This window comes from Kribbella sp. NPDC004138, from assembly GCF_053603655.1.
Genome location: NZ_JBSGFZ010000019.1, coordinates 21,782 through 41,054 on the forward strand (window position 1 = coordinate 21,782; position 19,273 = coordinate 41,054).

At 71.1% G+C, this 19,273-nt stretch carries 17 protein-coding genes; 9 read left to right on the forward strand and 8 right to left on the reverse strand.

Annotated features, from left to right (window positions below; genetic code table 11):
• Positions 1 to 8: 8 nt before the first annotated feature.
• From ACWEOO_RS25580 to ACWEOO_RS25590, 3 genes are read left to right on the forward strand one after another with little or no spacing between them, the layout of a single operon-like run.
• Positions 9 to 1,268, forward strand: coding sequence for an ABC transporter substrate-binding protein (locus ACWEOO_RS25580; protein WP_452145157.1), 1,260 nt, complete (start codon positions 9 to 11; stop codon positions 1,266 to 1,268).
• Positions 1,265 to 2,365, forward strand: a complete 1,101-nt coding sequence (locus ACWEOO_RS25585) for a glycoside hydrolase family 15 protein (protein ID WP_452145158.1) — start codon at positions 1,265 to 1,267, stop codon at positions 2,363 to 2,365. Before ACWEOO_RS25580 ends, ACWEOO_RS25585 begins: the two co-directional genes overlap by 4 nt.
• A 1-nt stretch (position 2,366) precedes the next feature.
• Positions 2,367 to 4,499 (forward strand): glycoside hydrolase family 31 protein, encoded by a 2,133-nt coding sequence (locus tag ACWEOO_RS25590; protein WP_452145159.1) that lies wholly within the window; start codon positions 2,367 to 2,369, stop codon positions 4,497 to 4,499.
• A gap of 52 nt (positions 4,500 to 4,551) precedes the next feature.
• On the opposite strand, the gene aqpZ is transcribed toward ACWEOO_RS25590, so the two are convergent.
• On the reverse strand, positions 4,552 to 5,316 hold the full coding sequence (gene aqpZ / locus ACWEOO_RS25595; protein WP_452145160.1) for an aquaporin Z: 765 nt from the start codon (positions 5,314 to 5,316) through the stop codon (positions 4,552 to 4,554).
• Positions 5,317 to 5,447: 131 nt separating this feature from the next.
• Between aqpZ and ACWEOO_RS25600 the strand changes: the two genes are divergently transcribed.
• Entirely contained in the window at positions 5,448 to 6,422 is a 975-nt protein-coding gene (locus tag ACWEOO_RS25600) for an L-threonylcarbamoyladenylate synthase (protein WP_452145161.1), read from the forward strand.
• On the opposite strand, the gene ACWEOO_RS25605 is transcribed toward ACWEOO_RS25600, so the two are convergent.
• The gene (locus tag ACWEOO_RS25605; RefSeq protein ID WP_452145162.1) at positions 6,423 to 7,091 is read right to left on the reverse strand and encodes a hypothetical protein; all 669 of its coding nucleotides are present in this window, start codon (positions 7,089 to 7,091) and stop codon (positions 6,423 to 6,425) included. It lies immediately after the preceding gene.
• Between the two features lie 103 nt (positions 7,092 to 7,194).
• Here ACWEOO_RS25605 and ACWEOO_RS25610 point away from each other — a divergent pair, with 103 nt between their 5' ends.
• A complete protein-coding gene (locus ACWEOO_RS25610) occupies positions 7,195 to 7,989 on the forward strand; it encodes an inositol monophosphatase family protein (protein WP_452145163.1) in 795 nt (264 codons plus the stop codon).
• A gap of 19 nt (positions 7,990 to 8,008) precedes the next feature.
• Here the strand turns inward: ACWEOO_RS25610 and ACWEOO_RS25615 are convergent, their stop codons facing one another.
• Positions 8,009 to 8,629: a hypothetical protein gene (locus tag ACWEOO_RS25615; protein ID WP_452145164.1), complete on the reverse strand. Its 621-nt coding sequence runs from the start codon at positions 8,627 to 8,629 to the stop codon at positions 8,009 to 8,011.
• Positions 8,630 to 8,857: 228 nt separating this feature from the next.
• On the opposite strand from ACWEOO_RS25615, the gene ACWEOO_RS25620 reads away from it, so the two are divergent.
• Both ACWEOO_RS25620 and ACWEOO_RS25625 read left to right on the forward strand, forming a co-directional pair.
• Positions 8,858 to 9,733, forward strand: coding sequence for a universal stress protein (locus tag ACWEOO_RS25620; RefSeq protein WP_452145165.1), 876 nt, complete (start codon positions 8,858 to 8,860; stop codon positions 9,731 to 9,733).
• Positions 9,734 to 9,770: 37 nt separating this feature from the next.
• Positions 9,771 to 10,283 carry a pyridoxamine 5'-phosphate oxidase family protein gene (locus ACWEOO_RS25625; RefSeq protein WP_452145166.1) on the forward strand — a complete coding sequence of 171 codons (513 nt, stop codon included), beginning with the start codon at positions 9,771 to 9,773 and terminating at the stop codon, positions 10,281 to 10,283.
• A gap of 6 nt (positions 10,284 to 10,289) precedes the next feature.
• Here the strand turns inward: ACWEOO_RS25625 and ACWEOO_RS25630 are convergent, their stop codons facing one another.
• Both ACWEOO_RS25630 and ACWEOO_RS25635 read right to left on the reverse strand, forming a co-directional pair.
• Positions 10,290 to 10,763, reverse strand: coding sequence for a GyrI-like domain-containing protein (locus tag ACWEOO_RS25630; RefSeq protein WP_452145167.1), 474 nt, complete (start codon positions 10,761 to 10,763; stop codon positions 10,290 to 10,292).
• Between the two features lie 93 nt (positions 10,764 to 10,856).
• A complete protein-coding gene (locus tag ACWEOO_RS25635; protein ID WP_359923118.1) occupies positions 10,857 to 12,077 on the reverse strand; it encodes a low temperature requirement protein A in 1,221 nt (406 codons plus the stop codon).
• 136 nt (positions 12,078 to 12,213) lie between these two features.
• On the opposite strand from ACWEOO_RS25635, the gene ACWEOO_RS25640 reads away from it, so the two are divergent.
• Positions 12,214 to 12,714 (forward strand): nitroreductase family deazaflavin-dependent oxidoreductase, encoded by a 501-nt coding sequence (locus tag ACWEOO_RS25640; protein ID WP_452145168.1) that lies wholly within the window; start codon positions 12,214 to 12,216, stop codon positions 12,712 to 12,714.
• Positions 12,715 to 12,724: 10 nt separating this feature from the next.
• Complete coding sequence (locus tag ACWEOO_RS25645; RefSeq protein ID WP_452145169.1) at positions 12,725 to 14,458, forward strand: phosphatidylglycerol lysyltransferase domain-containing protein; 1,734 nt, start codon at positions 12,725 to 12,727, stop codon at positions 14,456 to 14,458.
• Here ACWEOO_RS25645 and ACWEOO_RS25650 read toward each other — a convergent pair.
• The 3 genes from ACWEOO_RS25650 to ACWEOO_RS25660 all read right to left on the reverse strand — a co-directional run bounded on the left by ACWEOO_RS25650 (position 14,449) and on the right by ACWEOO_RS25660 (position 19,243).
• Positions 14,449 to 16,758: a heavy metal translocating P-type ATPase gene (locus ACWEOO_RS25650; RefSeq protein ID WP_452145170.1), complete on the reverse strand. Its 2,310-nt coding sequence runs from the start codon at positions 16,756 to 16,758 to the stop codon at positions 14,449 to 14,451. The two genes, ACWEOO_RS25645 and ACWEOO_RS25650, sit on opposite strands and share 10 nt — an antisense overlap.
• Positions 16,759 to 16,864: 106 nt before the next feature.
• The gene (locus ACWEOO_RS25655) at positions 16,865 to 18,214 is read right to left on the reverse strand and encodes a beta-N-acetylglucosaminidase domain-containing protein (protein ID WP_452145171.1); all 1,350 of its coding nucleotides are present in this window, start codon (positions 18,212 to 18,214) and stop codon (positions 16,865 to 16,867) included.
• Positions 18,215 to 18,223: 9 nt separating this feature from the next.
• Complete coding sequence (locus ACWEOO_RS25660) at positions 18,224 to 19,243, reverse strand: DUF5937 family protein (RefSeq protein WP_452145172.1); 1,020 nt, start codon at positions 19,241 to 19,243, stop codon at positions 18,224 to 18,226.
• Between the last annotated feature and the right edge of the window lie 30 nt (positions 19,244 to 19,273).

Below are 19,273 nucleotides of genomic sequence, written 5' to 3' on the forward strand. Positions count from 1 at the left end.
AACACCCCATGCGCCTCCTGAAGTTCGCGGCCGTCTCTGCATTGAGCCTGACCGCCGCGCTCGCGCTGACCGCCTGCGGGCAGGGATCCGCGACCAAGCAGGCCGACGCGCCGGCCGGCAAGTCGGTCGTGCGCTACATGAACTTCTCGTCGAACGACGGTCACGAGAAGGACCTGACCGCGATCGTCACCGCCTTCCAGGCCGCCAACCCGGACATCACGGTCCAGGTCGAGACCGTGCCGTACGCCGACTACTTCACCAAGCTCCAAACCGCCGTTGCCGGCGGCACCGCGGCCGACGCCTTCGAGCTCAACTACGAGAACTTCGTGACGTACGCGTCGAACGGCTCGCTGGCCGAACTGCAGAACGTCGACTCGTCGGTCTACAAGAAGTCGCTGTACGACGCGTTCAACTCCGGCGGCAAGCAATACGGCGTACCGGAGTCGTTCTCGAACGTCGTGCTGTTCTACAACAAGACCCTGTTCAAGCAGGCCGGCGTCGCCGAGCCCACGGCCGACTGGACCTGGAAGGACGAGCAGGCCGCGGCCGCCAAGCTGACGAACAAGGCGACCAAGGCCTGGGGCGACTACCAGCCGGTGTCGTACAACGAGTTCTACAAGGTGCTCGCGCAGAACGGCGGAGAGTTCCTGAACGCGGACCGGACCGAAGCCACCTTCAACTCGCCGCAGGGTGTCGAGGCGGCGAACTTCCTGGTCGGCAAGGTGGGCAAGACGATGCCGACCGAGGCCGACGGCGCCGGGACGCCGGACTTCGACTCGAAGCTGTTCAAGTCCGGGAAGCTCGCGATGTGGCACACCGGGATCTGGATGTTCTCGGCGCTGGACGGCGCGAAGTTCGACTGGGACGTCGTCGTCGAGCCCGGTAACACCAAGAAGGCGTCGGCGATGTTCGCGAACGGCCTGGTGGTGAACGCCGCCTCGAAGAACGCGGCCGCCACGCAGAAGTGGATCACCTACCTGTCCTCGTCGGACGAGACCACGAAGACCCGGCTCGCGTCGTCCTGGGAGCTGCCGCCGGTCGCCGACGAGAGCAAGCTCAAGACCTACCTCGACCAGCCGAAGCCGGCCAACCGGGAGGCCGTCTTCACGGCGCTCGAGGAGCCGGTCCTGCCGCCGGTCGTCGAGCGTCAGCAGGAGATGCAGGACGCGGTCACCCAGGAACTGAGCTCCGCGGCCGCCGGCCGGAAGACGGTCGAGAAGGCACTGGCCGACGCCCAGTCCAAGGTGAACGGCCTGCTGAAGAAGTGATCGCGTCGGAAGTGGACCTGACCAGACTGCGTGCGCTGGCCGAGTACAGCCACGCAGTCATCACCAAGCACCAGGACGCCGGTGGGGCGTATCCGGCGGCGCCCACCTTCTCGGCGTACAAGGGCTACGCCTGGTTGCGGGACGGATCGTTCACCGCGGAAGGGATCTCGCGGTACGGCGATGTCGCGTCGGCCGATCGGTTCCACGACTGGGTGGATCGCGTAATGCGGAACCGTCGCGCGCAGGTGGACGACCTGCGCGCGGCGACCGCCCGCGGTGCCACTCCCCCGGATTCGGCGATGCTGCCGACCCGCTTCACGTTCGACGGCGCGGACGGGTCGGACCCGTGGTGGGACTTCCAGACCGACGGCTACGGGACGTGGCTGTGGTCCGTCGTCACGCACGCGGCCCGGCACGGACTGGACCTCGAGCGGTGGCGTGGCGGGATCGACGTCGCCGTCGACTACCTGGTCACGTTCTGGGACCGGCCCTGTTACGACTGGTGGGAGGAGCACGTCGAGCAGCGGCACGTGTCGACGCTCGGCGCGATCCACGGCGGGCTGGTCGCGATCGCGCCGTACACCCAGGTCGCCGTCCTGGACGTTGCCGAGCGCATCCGGTCCCTGGTCGTTGCCGAGGGCATGCACGGCGGGCATCTGACCAAGTGGCTGGGGACCGCGGCCGTCGACGGGTCGCTGTCTTCCTGCGTCGTACCGTTCGGGCTCGTGTCGGGTGACGCCGGTACGGCGACGCTCGGGGCGGTCGCACGGGACCTCGACGCCGACGGCGGCGTCCACCGGTTCACCGCCGACGTGTTCTACGGCGGCGGGCAATGGATCCTGCTGTCCGCGTTGCTCGGCTGGAACCTCGCGGCTGCCGGCGACACTGCCGGGGCGTGGCGGCTGCTGCGCTGGATCGCCGACCAGGCGACACCCGACGGCGACCTTCCCGAGCAGGTCGCGCACCATCTCCTGCACCCCGGGTCGCGGGACGAGTGGATCGCCCGCTGGGGCACCGTCGCCACGCCGCTGTTGTGGTCGCACGGCATGTACCTGATCCTCGCCGACGAGCTCGGCATCCTCTCCGAGAAGGCCTGACATGATCACCCATCGCCCGCACGGCATCGAGCACCCGTACGCCAGCTCCCCGGACCAGCGCGTCCCGGTCGTCCCGCTGGCCGGCGAACAGGTACGCCTCGGCGTCGTCGCCTCCCCCGGCGTCACCTCGGTCGTCTGCGAATGGGGCACGACAACACTCGAACTGACGCCGACGCAGGCGACTGCAGCCGACGCGGCGGCGCTGGCGGGCGGCGAAGGCCACCTGAGCGAGGCCCAGGCGAAGTCACTGGGATCCGACGACAGCTGGTCGGTCGTCACCCCGCCGATCACCGAACCGGTCCGCTACCGCTTCCATGCGGGCACCGAGACGAGTGAGTGGTTCGACGTGGCGCCGGCTGCGTGGGTGGCTGAAGGTGGAGAAGTGCGCGGTGGGGGTGATCGGGTCCGTGATGTGGACTGGCTGGTGTCGGCCGAGGGCGTCCATCGCGCGCGGTTCAGGCTGCCTTTGCAGCCAACCGATCACCTGGTCGGTTTCGGCGAGCGCTACGACCACCTGGACCAGCGCGGGCAGCAGTTGGACGCGGTCGTGTTCGAGCAGTACAAGGCGCAGGGCGTACACGGCCGCACCTACCTGCCGATGCCGTTCGCGCACGTGGTCAACGGCGGCTGGGGCTTCCACGTCCGCACGTCGCGCCGGACCTGGTTCTCGTCCGACGACACCGGCCTCACCGTGGAGGTCGCCCTCGGCAACGAACCGGTCGTCGACCTCGGCATCTACGAGGGCGACCCGACCGAGGTGCTGTCGGCGTTCCTGGACGAGGCCGGCCGGGCCGAAGAGCTGCCCGACTGGGTCTTCCGGTTGTGGGCCTCCGGCAACGAATGGAACACCCAGGAGCTGGTGATGGCCCGGATCGACGCGCACCGCGACCTGGACATCCCGGTCGGGACCGTGGTGATCGAGGCGTGGAGCGACGAGGAAGGCATCACGATCTGGCGCGACGCGCAGTACGACGTGACACCGGACGGCAGCGCGCACAAGGCCGCGGACTTCAGCTACCCGGCCGACGGCGCGTGGCCGGACCCGCGGGCGATGATCGACGAGCTGCACCGCCGGGACATCAAGGTCATCCTGTGGCAGATCCCGTTGCAGAAGAGCGAGTTCGACACCGGTCAGGTCGCCGCCGACGCCGCCGCCATGATGCGTGAGGGCCACGCAGTGCTGGAGGCGGACGGTACGGCGTACCACAACCGCGGCTGGTGGTTCCCGAAGGCGCTGATGCCCGACCTGTCCGTGCAGCGCACCCGGGACTGGTGGACCGAGAAGCGCCGGTACCTCGTCGAGGACTTCGACGTCGACGGCTTCAAGACCGACGGCGGCGAGCACGCGTGGGGTCACGACCTGCGGTACGCCGACGGGCGGCGCGGGGACGACGGCAACAACCTGTTCCCGGTGCACTACGCCCGCGCGTTCGGCGACCTGCTCCGGTCGGCCGGCAAGGCGCCGGTGACGTTCTCCCGCGCGGGGTTCACCGGGTCGCAGGCGCACGGCATCTTCTGGGCCGGCGACGAGGACTCGACCTGGGAGGCGTTCCGGTCGTCGATCACCGCGGGCCTGACGGCGGCGTCGTGCGGCATCGTCTACTGGGGCTGGGACCTGGCCGGCTTCTCCGGACCGGTGCCGGACGCCGAGCTGTACCTGCGCGCCACTGCCGCGTCGACGTTCCTGCCGATCATGCAGTACCACTCGGAGTTCAACCACCACCAACTCCCGCTGCGCGACCGGACGCCGTGGTTCGTCGCCGAGACCACGGGCGACGACCGCGTCGTCCCGGTCTTCCGCGCGTACGCCGTACTCCGGGAGAAGCTCGTCCCGTACTTGGCGGCGCAGGCCGCGCGAGCCGTCGCCACCGACCGACCGCTGCTCCGGCCGCTGTTCTTCGACCACGCCGACGACCCGGAGATCTGGAACCACCCGTACCAGTACCAGCTCGGTGACGACCTGCTGGTCAGCCCCGTCCTCGAGCCCGGCGTCACCACCTGGACGACGTACCTGCCCGACGGCACCTGGTACGACGCCTGGACCGACGAGCCCGTCGAGAGCGGACTGATCACCCGCGACGTGCCGATCGACATCATCCCGGTCTACAGCCGCAGGCCCGGCGTACTGCGCTGATCGGCCGCGGCGTCCGGCGGCCCGAAACCCAGGCCGCCGGACGCCGCGCTCCTCACGGATTGTTGGCGACCCCCGCGTCGACCTCGGCCTCTGCCCCACGCGCCCCGGTGATGGCGGCGTAGCTGATCCCGGCGATCGCGGCGCCGGCGATCGGGGCCAGGATGAAGAGCCAGACCTGGCCGAGCGCGTCGCCCCCGGCGAACCAGGCGACGCCGAGCGATCGCGCCGGGTTCACCGAGGTGTTCGTGACCGGGATGCCGACTAGGTGGATGAGCGTCAGGGCGAGACCGATCGCGATCGGGGCGAAGCCCTTGGGCGCCCGGTCGTCGGTGGCGCCGAGGATCACGTACAGGAAGAAGGCGGTCAGCACGACCTCCACGATCAGGCAGGCCAGCAGGGAGTAGCCGCCCGGCGACCGGTCACCGTAGCCGTTGCTCGCGAAGCCGCTCCCGGAGGCGCTGAAGCCGTCCTTGCCGCTGGCAACCGCCAGCAGGACGGCGCCGGCCGCACTGGCGGCCACGATCTGGGTCACGATGTACGTAGGGACCCATTTCCACTCGATCCGCCGCGCGACCGCGAGGCCGATCGTGACCGCCGGGTTGAAGTGACCGCCGGACACGTGGCCGACGGCGAACGCCATGGTCAGCACGGTCAGGCCGAAGGCCAGCGCCACGCCGAGGTAGCCGATGCCGACCGGGACCTTGTCCGGGCTGAGCACGACGCCCGCCAGCACGGCGGCGCCGCAGCCGCCGAACACCAGCCAGAACGTCCCCAGGAATTCCGCACCGATCCGAGCCGCAGGACTGGGTGATTCCACGACAGCCTCCTTGTTGGACCCCCCGTGGGATTGGAGCACTCTTCTTGTCACGGTAAGCCATCGGGTCGTGACATCGGGTGAAATCGGCGTCGATTGAGTCCGGAGTAGCCGGCAGTGGGAGGATTGCGGGCGTGTTCGCAGGAAGTGCTGAGATCGAGAACGCGGCCGAGGTGCTGCGCGCCGGGGGTCTGGTCGCGGTCCCGACCGAGACCGTGTACGGGCTGGGCGCGAACGCCGAGGACCCGGCGGCGCTCGCCCGGATCTTCGAGGCCAAGGGCCGCCCGCCGTCGCATCCGCTGATCGTCCACATCGGCGGCGCGGAGCAGCTCGGTGACTGGGTCGAGGAGGTGCCGGAGACCGCGCGCCGGCTGGCCGAACACTTCTGGCCCGGGCCGCTGACGCTCGTCCTGCGCCGCGGCCGCCGGGTTCCGCTCGAGGCGACCGGCGGTCTGGAGACCGTCGCGCTGCGCGTCCCGGCGCACCCCGTGGCGCTCGCGCTGCTCGCGGCCTTCGGCGGCGGCATCGCGGCCCCGTCGGCCAACCGGTTCGGCTCGGTCAGCCCGACCACGGCGGACCACGTGCGCGCCGAGCTCGGCGACGCCGTCGACTTCGTGCTCGACGGCGGCCCCTGCCAGGTCGGCCTCGAGTCCACGATCGTCGACGTCACCGGCGACACGCCGAACGTCCTGCGCCCCGGCGGAGTCACCCGGGAGGACCTGGAAGCCGTGCTGGGCCTCCGGCTCGCGGTGCCCGCGACGAGCCACATCCGGGTGCCGGGTCAGCACCCCTCGCACTACGCGCCGAACGCGAAGGTCGTCCTCGTCGAGCCGGCGGACGTCATCGCCGAGTCCGAGTCGGCGCAGGACCGCGGGCACCGGGTCGGCGTCTTCCTGCCGCCGTCCCTGGCGGGCACTCCGGTGAAGGCGCACGCGGTCGTCGCGGTCCCGGAGTCGCCGGCGGTGTACGCGCGCGAGCTGTACGGCTTCCTCCGGGAGCTCGACCAGCGCGGCTGCGACCTGATCATCGCCTCGCTCCCGGAGGAGAAGGAGCTGGGCCTCGCGATCGCCAACCGTCTCCGCCGCGCCGCCGGCCCCCGTGACGTCTGACTACTTCCTGTTGCCGGAGGCACCACCGAGTACCGCACTCACCAACGTGACGAGCAGGATCGCCGCCGTCGCGATCACGGCGGCCAGCCCTCGATCGGGCTCGGCGACGGGCACCGACGGCCAGTCGACGCGAGCCACGAGGTCGTACTGCCGGTTCGCGAAATAGCCCAGCCCGCCAAAGACGGCGGCCGCGCACCAACTGAAGAACCAGACCTCGAGGCCCTGCCGTGCGCCTTGGGACGGCACCATGCGCGCAGCGGCGTACCCGCCGGAGAACGCACCGATGGCCAACGACACCACGAGAAGTGCCCACAGGCCGACGAACAGCCAGTCTCTCGACCAGTCGGCGAGTTTGTCCCAGCCGATCACCGTGCCGACGGCAGCTACCAGGGCCATCAGCAGGACCGAGGTGCCGCTGGCGACGAGCCAGCCGAAGAACGCGACACCGAACGACGCACCCGGCTGCACCCGCTCGGCCGCCGGTTCACCGGCCCCTCGTTCACCGGCCCGCCGTTCACTGATCCGTTGTTCACCGGCCACACGTTCACCGGCCGGTTCATCCGCAGCGTCCGCGTCCGGCTCGTCCTCCGTGCTCGCGCCGGGCCAGAGCAGTTCGTCCAGCCCGACCTCGACGACCCGGTCGGACTCTTTGTCCCGCCGACGGAACATGGCGACTCCCTGACCAGCACAGCCGTCCGCGACGGCGCGCCCACTACCCCGGTACCCCGACGTACCACCGAACCGACCTCGGGCCAGCGGCTAGGGTCGGCGCATGGCGATGAGTGATGCGGAGGTGGCGATCGAGGCAGCCGATGCGGGCGCGGCGGTCGTCGCGGGCTCGTACGGTCGTGAACACCTGAGGTTCGCGAAGTCGGCGACCGACTTCGCGACCCAGACCGACCTCGACGCGGAGCGGGCCATCACCGCGGTGCTCTCGGCCCGGCGGCCCGATGACGCGCGCGAGGGTGAAGAGTTCGGTCGCTCCGGACCGGCGGCCACCGCCCGTCGCTGGCTGATCGATCCGCTGTGCGGGACGCTGAACTTCGCGGCGACGACGCCGCTGATGGTCGTGAACGTGGCCTTGCTCGACGGCGAGCGCACGATCGCCGCGGCGGCTGCCGACCCGGTCGCGCAGGAGACCTTCTGGACCGACGGCATGTCGGCGCAGGTCCGGCACGCGGGCACCGACCACCCGCTGGTGCCTTCCGTGGCGACCGGACTGGTCGAGATCAACGCCGACCGGCCCACCGGCGCCGCCTCCGTCAGCGGCCAACTCGTCGCCGATGTCGCGTTCCGGGCGCAGTTCTCGCCGCGTGTCCTGTCGTCGACCCTCGGGGTCGCCTGGGTCGCTGCCGGCCGGCGCGCGGCGTACGTCACCGACGGCGAACTCCGCAACGACCTGCACTTCGCCGCCGGCCTCGCCCTCGCCGAAGCCGCCGGCTGCATCATCACCGACCTGCGCGGCGCCCCGCTCGGCACCGAAGACGGCGCCGTGATCAGCGCCTCCGCCGAAGTCCACACAGAGATCCTCGGCTTCCTCGCACCCCATCTCGAACGCCTCCGCTGACCTGTTGGCTCTGTTGGCTCTATTGGCTCTTGAGGAACCGTTCGGGGTCGCCGGCCGCGCTGGCGGCGGAAGCGAGCCAGGCTTCCAGGCCTTCGGGATCCCGTCGGCCGAGTTCGTCCAAGCAGTGCTGGCGCTCCAGGACGATCCGCAGCCGGTGCGCGTCACTCGTCGCCCGCCGCAGCGCGTCGTAACTGTCGCGCCACTGCCGGCACAACTCCGCGGTACTGCGTTCCGGCAGTCCGGCGCGGCCGATCCGCGGTCCCCCGCGGTACCACCGCACCGCGGGCGGTGAGCTCGCTCCGAGGAGCAGGACCAGCCAGAGCACGCTGTACCCGAGAACGTCGGTGAGGCCGAGGATCAACGTACTCGCGCCGGCGATGACGGCCACGGTGACGGCAACCTGCCATCTCGTCCAGCGGGAGAGCCAGTCGGTGTCGCTGCCGTACATCGCCGCGGCCGTCGCACCGGACACCGGAACGAGCGCCAGCGCGAGCAACAGGATGTCCGACGGCAGCAACAGCGCCGCCGCGGCGCCGCAGATCACGATGAACGCCCCGCAGAACCCCCACCAGACGGCTCGGTAGAGCGCCAGTTGCGCACCCGCCGTCCCCTCGGAATCGGAGCACGAACCAGACCCCATGGCGGAGCCTCCCCCCGTCGGACGCCAGGGCGGCCGACTACGTCATAGCTCCACGATCAGCCGCAAGGCCTCGCCCGGCTAGGGTCCGAAGTCCCGATTTCGCGCACGGCAGCGGCAGCAGGCCCAACGGCACGACCGATGAGGCCCATCGGCCCTTGAACGCGGACCGCGCGGCGCTGTCGACTGGTCGTGGCCACGCGGCTCAGCGCGCGCCTGCGAGGGGGGCACATGACCACACGACTCGCTCCGGTCGTCACCGGGTACGACGGTTCGCCCGCGGGCCTGGCCGCGCTCGACTGGGCGACCACCGAAGCGGTCCGGCTGCACGCTCCGCTGCGGATCGCGGAGGTCTTCCAGCTGGTCATCGCGACCCGGCCCTCGCTGGGCAAGACCGTCCCGCTCGCGACGCTGCGGGCGTTGCGGGAGCGAGGTCTCAACGCCATCGCCGAGGGGATCCGGCTCCGGCATCCCGCTCTGCAGGTCGAGGCGGTTCTCCTGGACGGCGTGGCCGCGAAACAACTGGTCGAGGAGGCCGCAGCGGCCCGGCTGATGGTTCTCGGCTCCCGCGGCCTGGGCGGCTGGACCGGCCTGATGCTCGGCTCGGTGGCGATGCAGGTGACGATGCACGCGCCCTGCCCGGTCGTCGTCGTACCGCCCGATCAGCGGCCGCGGGTCGCCGACCAGCCGACCGTGGTCGTCGGCGTCGACGGATCGCAGACCTCGGCCCGGGCGATCGGCTTCGCCTTCGAGCACGCCGACGCGCTCGGCGCCCGGGTGGTCGCCGTCCATGCCTGGACCAGCCCGTATCTCACCTACGTCGACGGCGAGTCGATGCTGCAGTTCGACGAGGAGGACGTCAAGGAATCCAGCCGGCTGCTCGTCGCCGAGTCGGTCGCCGGGGCCGTCCTGGACTATCCGGACGTGCCGTGGCAGACGCGGCTGATCAACGGCCAGGCGGCCCGCGCCATCCTGCGCGCCGGCGACTCCGCCGATCTGATCGTCGTCGGATCCCGCGGGCGCGGAGGTTTCGCCGGACTCCTGGTCGGCTCCGTCAGCCAGCACGTCCTCCACCACGCCCCCTGTCCCGTCGCCGTCATCCGCTGAGCGGGCGCGACCCTTCAACAGCTCGAAAGGCAGGCCGATGGTCGAGACAGACAACCGAGTGAAGCAGCCCCGGACGCCCGGACCGACCGGCGCGGAGGTCTGGAAGCAGCTCGAGAAGCGGTCGTTCGCCGTGCTCAGCTACGTCACGCCGACCGGGGAGCCCAGGTCGAGTGGCGTCGTGTACGTCGCCGCCCCCGGCCGGCTGTACGCGGCCGTCGCACCCGACAGCTGGAAGGCGAGGCACATCCCGGTCACCGGCCAGGTGGCGGTGACCGTGCCGGTGCGGCGCGGCGGTCTGCTCTCGCTGATCTGGCCGATCCCGCCGGCCACCATCAGTTTCCATGCCAGGGCGGTCGTCCATCCGCGGGGCTCGCTCGACATCGACTCGCTGTCGTCACAGCTGGCCACGCTGGTACCGGCCGAGCGGCTGGCCGACACCCGGATCGTCGAGATCTTCCCGGAAGGCTTCTTCCTCACCTACGGCATCAGCACCCCGCTGCTCAAGATGCGCAACCCCGCCGCGGCGCGCGCCCACGTGCGCGTCAGCTGACCCCGGTCAGTGCGCGAGGCTGCCGACCGGTACGAGGCGGAAGGGCTGGACGACCTCGGTGGTCTGTCCGGCCCGGTCGCCGCCCGCTCCGCGGTAGACCTCCCACGCGTCGCCGGTGCGGATCGCGTGCTCTGCCTTCAGCCACTCGTCGATCGCCTGATAGGCGTCCGCCACGTCCGCGTACGACCCGATGTGCCGGGCCACCACGACCTTCCCACCGGGCAGGCTGGACGGCCGGACCTCCCCGTCGCCCTTGATCCTCGTACCGACCGGGAACCCCGCCTCGAGCAGGTAGCTGCCGTCGGGGAGGAGGTGGTCGCGGGAGAACGGGAACCCGCACGCCGCGACGCCGTGCCGGTACAGGTAGTCGGCGACCGTGGCGAAGGCGGCGTCGAACCAGTCGACAACATCACGGCGCCCCAGAGTCGCCCGCAGTACGGCGGTCGGCTGCTCACGAACTGTCCGGAACTCGGCCTGCATGGTCCCTCCCCAGGTTTGTTCGTCCCCTCCACCATGGCCCCTGCACCGCACATCTGTCAGGGCCCTTGGTCCCGGACTCGGGCACTTTCTCCGCTATGACGCCTGGTCGCCGGTGTGGTGCAGCTGGGCGCGGTCCCGGGCGTAGTAGACGGACTCGACGACGACCAGGGCGGCCAGCACCGCGGCCACGACACCGAGTTGCCCCAGGGCGGGCACCTTGCCGACGAGCAGCGCCGCGACGATCAGCGTCACCGCCGCGGCCAGCCGGGTCGTGCCGACGACGTGCACCGTGCGCCACTTGAAGCCGACGTGACCGAGCAGGTAGATCACGACGCCGAAGTAGAGCGCGTACAGACCGGGGCCCTTCAAGGGGTCAGACAGGTCGTGGTGCTCGGCGTCGGCGACGTACTCCAGGACCTTCTTCAGGCCGAGCGCGAGCAGCACGATGCCGGTCACCATCGGGAAATGCCAGAAGGTGTAGGCGTCGCGGGCCATCACCGACCGGGTCTCCTCGGGCTCCGCCGCCAGCGCGTGCTCGCCGTAGTGCACGGTCGCGTCGAAGTAGATCCACCACAGCGCGGCCGAGACCCCCAGGCCGAGCAGCGACGCGATCAGGACCGGCCAGGAGATCGGCAGATCGGTGACGCCGACCCCGATCGCCACGATCGACTCGCCGAGCGCGATGATCACGATCAGTCCGTGCCGCTCGGCGAAGTGCGAGGCGGACCTGAACCGCCAGCCGCGCGCGTCGATCAGGTACGTCCCGCCATAGTCGACCGCGAGCGCGCCCGCCCAGAGCGCGGTCTGGGTCCAGCCGTGGAACTGCGACGCGACCAGCAGCAGCGCGGTGCCGCCGAGCATCGACGGCGTGAACCGCGCCAGCGTACGGCGCAGGGCGCGATCCCCGTCGGCAATCATCCAGAACAGCACCAGGTGCAGCGCCCGGAAGGCGAAGTACGCCCAGGCGATGACCACCGGTCCGGGCAGCCCGCCGGGCAGGTCGTGGAACGCCTCCGGGATCGCCAGCGCGATGACGAACATCGCCGCCATCGCGAGCAACAGGACACCGCGGAACGCTCCGACGTCCGCCTTCACGATGTTGCACAGCCAGGCGTACCCGATCCAGCTCCACCAGAGCAGCCCGACGAGCAGCAGTCCGCGGACGACGCCGTGCCACGTCAAGTCGTGCGCCATCAGCGCCGTGATCTGCGTCAGCGCGAACACGAACACCAGGTCGAAGAACAACTCCAACGTGGTGACCGGCTGATCGCGCGCCGCCTCCGTGACCCGAAGCGGATGCCTGAACGTCGCCATACGCCGCATCCTGCCATGCACCGGCGTCTCCCCCGGCCAGGTCCGGGCCGTCTGCCGACACCGCTCAGGACCTTCGCCCGTTCGTCCGGCGCACCGCCCGGCACACGATCGAAGTACGCACAGCGGCGGAGGACTCATGAAGCAGGCTGACACCACATCCGCGGGGATGCTGCACCGGCTCGACCGGTGGATGTACCGGGGCGGCCGTCCGAACCGGCTCGCGCGGGTGCTGAACCGGATCGGGGCGGTCCAGTACGCGTACAGGATCGCCGCGCCCAGGCAGGCGGTCACGCTGGAGGTGGTCGGGCGGCGTACGGGCAAGGCGATCTCGTTCCCGCTGGTGCTCACGCCGTACGACGGTCAGCGGTACCTGGTCTCGATGCTGGGCGAGCACACCAACTGGGTGCGGAACGTCCGCGCCGCCGACGGCCGGGCCGTCCTTCGCTCCGGTCACCGCGAGGCCGTACGGCTCGTGGAGGTGGCACCGTCCGCCCGGGCAGCGATCCTGCAGAAGTACCTGGAGCTGGCCCCCGGCGCGAGGGCGCACCTGCCGGTGGACCGCACCGCTCCGCTCGCCGAATTCGAGCGCATCGCCGCGGACTATCCCGTCTTCCGCATCACGCCCGCCCCGGCGTGAACCGACTGACATGCACAGGCGGCGAGACCGACGGACCGCGGACACACCGCGTGACCAGGCACGGTGGGCGCCGTGGATCGCCGTCCTGGTGGGCCTGCTCGGTGTCGTGAGCGTGCTCGACGCCATCAGCCCGCCGTTGCGGCCACGGTTGGAGGCGTTGACCGACGTACTGCCGGTCCTGGTACCACAGGCGGCGGGCGCGGCCGTGCCGCTCGGGGTGGTCCTGGTTCTGTTGTCGCGAGGTCTCGCGCGGCGTAAGCGGCGTGCCTGGGTGGGGGCATTGGCGGCGACGACCGGCCTGCTGGTCCTCAACGGACTGGCCCGATCGATCGGGGAGTCGATTGCGGCCGTGGTGGTCATCGTGCTGCTGGTGATCACCCGCTCGGCGTTCACTGGTCGTCCGGACCCGGGCAGCCGGCGTACCGTCGCGCTCACCTTCCTGGCGTCGCTCCTGCTGGCGACGCTCGTGGGCGCCGCCGCACTCCTGGCCGACCCGGACGCTCTGACGCAGCGTCTCCCGATGCGGAAGCTCCTGAGCGAGGTCTGGCTCGGTTTCGTCGGTGTCAGCGGACCGGCACAGTTCGAATCGGCGCAAGCTCGTCAGCGACTCGAGACCACCCTGCTCCTGCTGGGGGTCGTCGTAGCACTGACGACAGTGCTCGTGGCGCTGCGAACCGCTCGCGCGCCTCGGCATCAGATCGACGCCGAGGCCGAGCACCTGCGGTCCTTGCTGGCCGGAAGCCGTAACGACTCCCTGAGCTACTTCGCGCTGCGCGACGACAAGTCCCTCATCTTCTCGCCTTCCGGACGGGCGGCGGTGGCGTACCGCGTCGTCGCGGGCGTCTCGCTGGCCGGCGGCGATCCGATCGGCGACCGGGGAGGATGGTCCGAAGCGATCGACGCCTGGCTGACCGAAGCTCGCCGTTATGCCTGGACACCAGGAGTCGTCGGGGCCAGCGAGAGCGGTGTGTCGAGCTACGGCGATCATGGGCTGGCGGCGGTCCAGCTCGGCGACGAGGCAGTCCTCGACACGGCGACCTTCAGCCTGGCATCCCGGCCGATGCGGTCCGTCCGGCAGGCAGTACGGCGGGCCGAACGACGGGGGCACGTGGCACAGATCCGCCGGTTGCGCCAGATCGACGGCAAGGAGCTCGACGAGCTGTCCCGGCAGGTGGCCGGCTGGCGTGCGGGCCAGGCGGAGCGCGGGTTCTCGATGGCGCTCGGGCGGTTCGGGGATCCCCGGGACAGCGACGCGGTGGTGGTCAGTTGCCGCGACGCCGGTGCGGAGCTCGTCGCGATCCTGAGTCTGGTGCCCTGGAACGACGACGGGCTCTCGCTCGATCTGATGGTCCGCTCGCCGAACGCCGGCAACGGGGTGATCGAGTTCATGGTCAACGAACTCGTCCGAGCCGGTCCGGAGCTGGGGGTCACGCGGATCTCCCTCAACTTCGCGGTCTTCCGCGAGGTGTTCGAGCGCGGCGGCCTGACCGGAGCAGGTCTCGCGTCACGGGTTCGGTATCGCGTCCTGCTCGGGCTGAGCCGGTTCTGGCAGATCGAGTCGCTGTACCGGGCCAACGCCAAGTACCGGCCGGCCTGGAACCCGCGCTTCGTCTGCTACCCACGCACCCGCGACCTCCCCCGGATCGCGTCGGCCACCCTGCAGGCGGAGTCGTTCGTCCGCTGGCCGCACCGCCACAGGCCCCACCTTGCCGTCGCCGGCCGGGCCGCGGCGGGTCACGGGTGACTGGCGTCGCCGGATGTGCTGGTGGTGTCGAGGGTGAAGTAGGCCTCTTCCTCCTGCGCGAAGTGCAGCGTGAGGACCGCGTCGAGTCCGTAGAGAGTGGCGCGGAGGTCGTCGAGCTGGTCCGGTTGGATCCTGCGCGACTCGTCGAGATGACGACCGATGCGACGAACCAGTCGTTCGATCTCCGCGTGCTCGCGGCTCATCGTGAAGGTACCTTCCGGGCTGCCCAGGACCTCGGCCAGCGCCGGGTAGAGGGTGTGTTCCTCGGCGTACTCGTGGGGCAGCAGCCGTTCGACGAGGAGTGCGTAGGTTCGGGCGACGATCGCGTCGGTGCGTGGACCGGTGCCACCCGCGACGGCGTCGGCTGCTTCTCTGACCGCGGCGCGAACCTGGATCAGATCCTCGTGCTCCTTGGCGAAGCGGTGCAGCAACGCGTCGGCCTCGGTGTGAGGTTTCCGTGTCCGGCCGCCCAGCGCCCGCAGCGCGTTCAGGATGACGACCAGATCGATCCCCTCCTGGACGACCGCGCCCGCCACAGGTCCGAGCCGGCCACCGGCCGCGGCGAGCATCGCGAGCAGGGAGAGCACGGTCCCGGCCGCGGCGCTCTGCACGGCGAGTCGCCGGGTACGGCGTGCGACCTCGACGGCGTCGGCGAGCCGGTCGATGCGGTCGTCGAGGATGACCGCGTCGGCGGCCTGCGCCGCGGCGGTGGAGCCTCGGGAGCCGAGGGCGATGCCGACGTCGGCAGCGGCGAGGGCCGGCGCGTCGTTGATGCCGTCACCGACCATCGCGGTGATTCCGTGGGCCCGGGTCGCCCGTACCTGCTCGATCTTGCCGGCCGGGGTCGCGTCGGCGTGAACCTCGTCGACGCCCAGCATGCCGGCGACCTCGACGGCGTTGTCGACATGATCACCGGTGAGCAGCATGACGCGCTGGATTCCCGCTGCACGCAGCCGGCGCATGGTGCGGGCGGCGTCGGTCCGGATCCGATCGCGGACGAAGATCGCCGCGAGCGGCTCGGCGCCCCGGCAGACCCAGATGACGCTCGCCAGGTCGAGCCGGCCGCGCCGGGCGGCCCCACGGGCCCAACTCGGCATCACGAGTCCGGGAGGCAGCTTCCCCACCTGGACCACCTGGCCGTCGATGACTCCGGCAGCGCCACGCCCGGGCTCCTCGGTCACCGATTCGGCGCGCAGTGGTGTCACACCGGCGCGCTCGGCGGCCCGCAGTACCGCACCGGCGAGCACGTGCGGTGAGTACTGCTCGATACCGGCCGCGGACGCCAATGCCTCTGCGCGGGTCGCCCCGGGCGCCCAGACCACGTCGACGACCTCGGGGCGGCCGGCGGTCACCGTACCGGTCTTGTCCATGACGAGCGTGCTCACCCGGCCGAGCAGTTCGAGCGCCGCACCACCCTTGACCACGACGCCTGCCCTGGAGGCACGAGACATCCCACCGGTGACGGCGATCGGCACCGCGAGCAGCAGCGGGCACGGAGTGGCGGTGACGAGTACGGCGACGGCCCGTCCGGGGTCGCCGCTGATCGTCCACGCGAGCGCCGCGATCAGCAACGCGGCCGGCAGGAAGAAGACGGCGATCCGGTCGGCCAGCCGCGCGACCGGCGCGCTGCTCGCCGCGGCCTCCTGGGCGAGTTCGACCACGCCGGCATACGTACTGTCCGCCGCACTGGCCGTCGCCCGGAGCTCGACCACGGCGCCGGCGTTGACCACCCCGCTGCGCACCCGGTCCGACGCCGGCCGGCTCACCGGAACGGCTTCGCCGGTCAGCGCCGACTCGTCGAACGTCCCGTCCCCGAGCAACGCGCCGTCGACCGGCACCACCTCGCCGGGCAGCACCACGACCTGGTCCCCCTGCCGCACCTGGCCGATCACGACCGTGACGACGTCGTTGCCTTGTCGTACGTGTGCCTGGCTCGGAGCCCGTTGCAGCAACGCGGACAGATCACGACCGGCCCGGCGCTGCGCGGCGTTCTCCAGCACACGTCCGGTCGCGACCATCGCCGCGATGATCGCGCCCGCGAGAAACTCCCCGACCGCGAGCGTGCCGCCCAGTGCGAGCAGCGCCAGCAGATCCGCGCCGTACCGGCCGGCCCGCAGGTCCGCGATGACCCACACGGCCGCGGGTATCAACGCCACCAGATCCGCGGCGGCCCACAAGCTGTCGGCGCGGACCGGTCCGCCGAACCGCGCGGCTCCACCGGCAGCCAGCAGCGCGGTGACCAGCACCAGCAAGACAGTCTCTCCCGACACCTTCACCCGTCCGACGCTGACCGTAGCCATGCCCCGACGATTCCTCCGGCGAAGCCGGCCCGCCAGGGCACCATGGCTCTGCCCGTAGGTCCTTCCGGCCCAGTCGGCTCAGGGCGTCAAGAAGCGGTCGTGCCGATCAAAAGGTCGGTGTGCCGCCGCCGGCCAGAGCGAGGGCGTGGTCGGCGAGCGCGTACGGCGCTCCGGCGGCGATGGACATCCGGGGCCAGTCCCGGAGGCCGGCGCGCAGTGCGGCGATGTCCTCGTTCTGCACCGGTTCACCGGCGCGGGCCGCGGCGATCGCGCGGACGGCGGCGGCCGAGATCGGCAGCACCGTGCGCAGCGCGTCGAGCCACGGCCGGAGCTCGGCGGCGATCGGGCCGTCGAGTGCCGCAGCCGCGATCGCTGCCTGGGCAATCGTCTCGTCGAGCGCCGACAAGGCCGCCGGGTCCGGACCCGCCAGCACACGGCGGCACCCGTCGGCCACCCGGCCGGGCCGTTCGGCCAGGATGCTCGGTCCGGCGAGCTCGGCCAGCACCCTCAGGGACTTGCCCTGACCAGTCTCGTCCAGCGCCCGCGCGAACGATGCGTCCGCGTCGTACCCGTGCGGATCGCGCGCCCAGTCCAGCGCCGTACACAGTGCAGGCAGTCCGGCGAGCGGTTGCAGCGCAGCGTTCGCGCCGTACCCGGCGAGGACGTCGGCCAGCCCGGGATCCCGGCCCTGCAATGGGGCCAGCGGGAGACGTCGGGGCGTCATGGTGTTCGCGAACACGCCGTCGACAGAGTCCCAGTCGTTGACCGGGTAGTTGTCCCACAGCCAGATCGGGCGCTGGAGTTGCTCCGCCACCGCGCGAACCTGCGCGGCCGTGATCGTCGGTGAGATCACCGCGGAACCGGTCCAGCACGCGACCAGATCACTGTGCAGCAACTCCCCGAGCCGCTGCCGGTAGCGCGACGACTCGACGCCCCAGTAGTGCGTCGGGCACACCAACAGCTCGGCCCCCAGGCCGGCGAGCCGATCGTGCACGGCATTGACCACGCCGGCCTGGGCAGCCGCCATCGGATGCGGATCATCGGCGTACGCCGACCGGGTGGCCGGATCCAGCTCCGCGTCGAGGTCGTCGAAGGCGATGATGATCCGGCCGAACCCCCTCCGCACCATCTCGGTCAACCGGTCGATCAGTACGGCGAGCTCGTCCGCGTCGGAGAGCTGCATGGCGCGTTCGCGGCGCAGCGGCGCGCCCGGCGAGACCCGCCAGGTGGCCGTCATCCCGAGGTCGTTGGTCAGGGCAACCAGTTCGTCCAGGTGGTTGCCGTCCGCACCGTACGGCTGCCGCCAGTCCGGCCCCGTGCGTTCGTCGGCGGACGGGCCGTAGACATAGGCCGTGGCGCCGTGCCGGTGTGCGCGGCGGACGACCTCGGCGCGGTCGGCAGGACTCCACAGAGGACCGTAGAAACACTCCAGGACGGCCCGGTCGGTGATCGGCACGGCTCGTGTCTACGGGCGCGGCGCCACGGTTGTCAATATTGGACTAGACGAGTTTACGGCACCTTGCGGTCCGGCGCCGCGGACAAGGCGGTCGCCGAGGTCCGAGCGCCGGTACAGCACCGAGCGGCCGTGGCGGGCGGACAGCAGCAGACCGGCCGCGCGCAGCGCCCGCAGGTGCTGGTTGACCGCAGTCGGCGTCACGCCCAGCCGTACGGCGAGCTCGGTCGACGAGGTCGGCGTCTCGAGCAGGCTCATCAGCCGCGCGCGGACCCGGCCGATCAGGCCGACCAGGGCGTTCGGCGGCGTGGTCGTCTCGGTCTGCCACAGGGTGCCGAGACCCCGCGCCGGGTACATGATGTGCGGCGGCTCGTCGGCGGAGATCGGCACCGACGCCCGCCTGCTGAACAGCGAGGGGACGAGCGTGAGCCCACGCCCCGCGGTCGAACAGCGGTACGACAGGTCGCTGCGCAGCCGCACGGTCACCACGCTCTCCTCGAGACGGACGTGCGGGTCGATGTCGGCGAACATCGCCGCGAGGCCGGACTGCGCCGTCACTCGCCCGCGGTACACGACGTCGGCCTCCAGCACGGTCCGCATCCGTTGCCAGTACGGCTCGAAGCAGGCCGCCCAGTACTCCCGCAGCGCCGACAGCACCCGGGCGAGAACGCGGTCCGGCCGGCCTCGCAGCACGGGCGGCAGCCCTGCCGGATGGATCTCCGCCAGGTCTGTGCGGACGACGGCGCCGGGCGTGCCGGCGAGGGCGGCGAACTCGTCCTCGATCCTGCCCAGCGGGGTGTACGGCCGCGGTGTGAGGAAGTCCGGCGTCCACAGCGCGTCGTTCGTCAGCGCGCGCAGCAGGTCCAGCCGCAGCGCGGCCCGCGCCGGCTCGGTGGTCCGCAGCCAGGGCAGCTGCAACGGGAACCGGCCCGGGTCACGCAGGGTTCGCAGCGACAGCACCAGCTCGTTCAGCGGCGAGATCGCGAAGCGCACCTCACCGAGATCGTTGCCGACGAGCTCGTACTCGATCATGAAGCACTACGCTACATCGGTGGCGTCCCC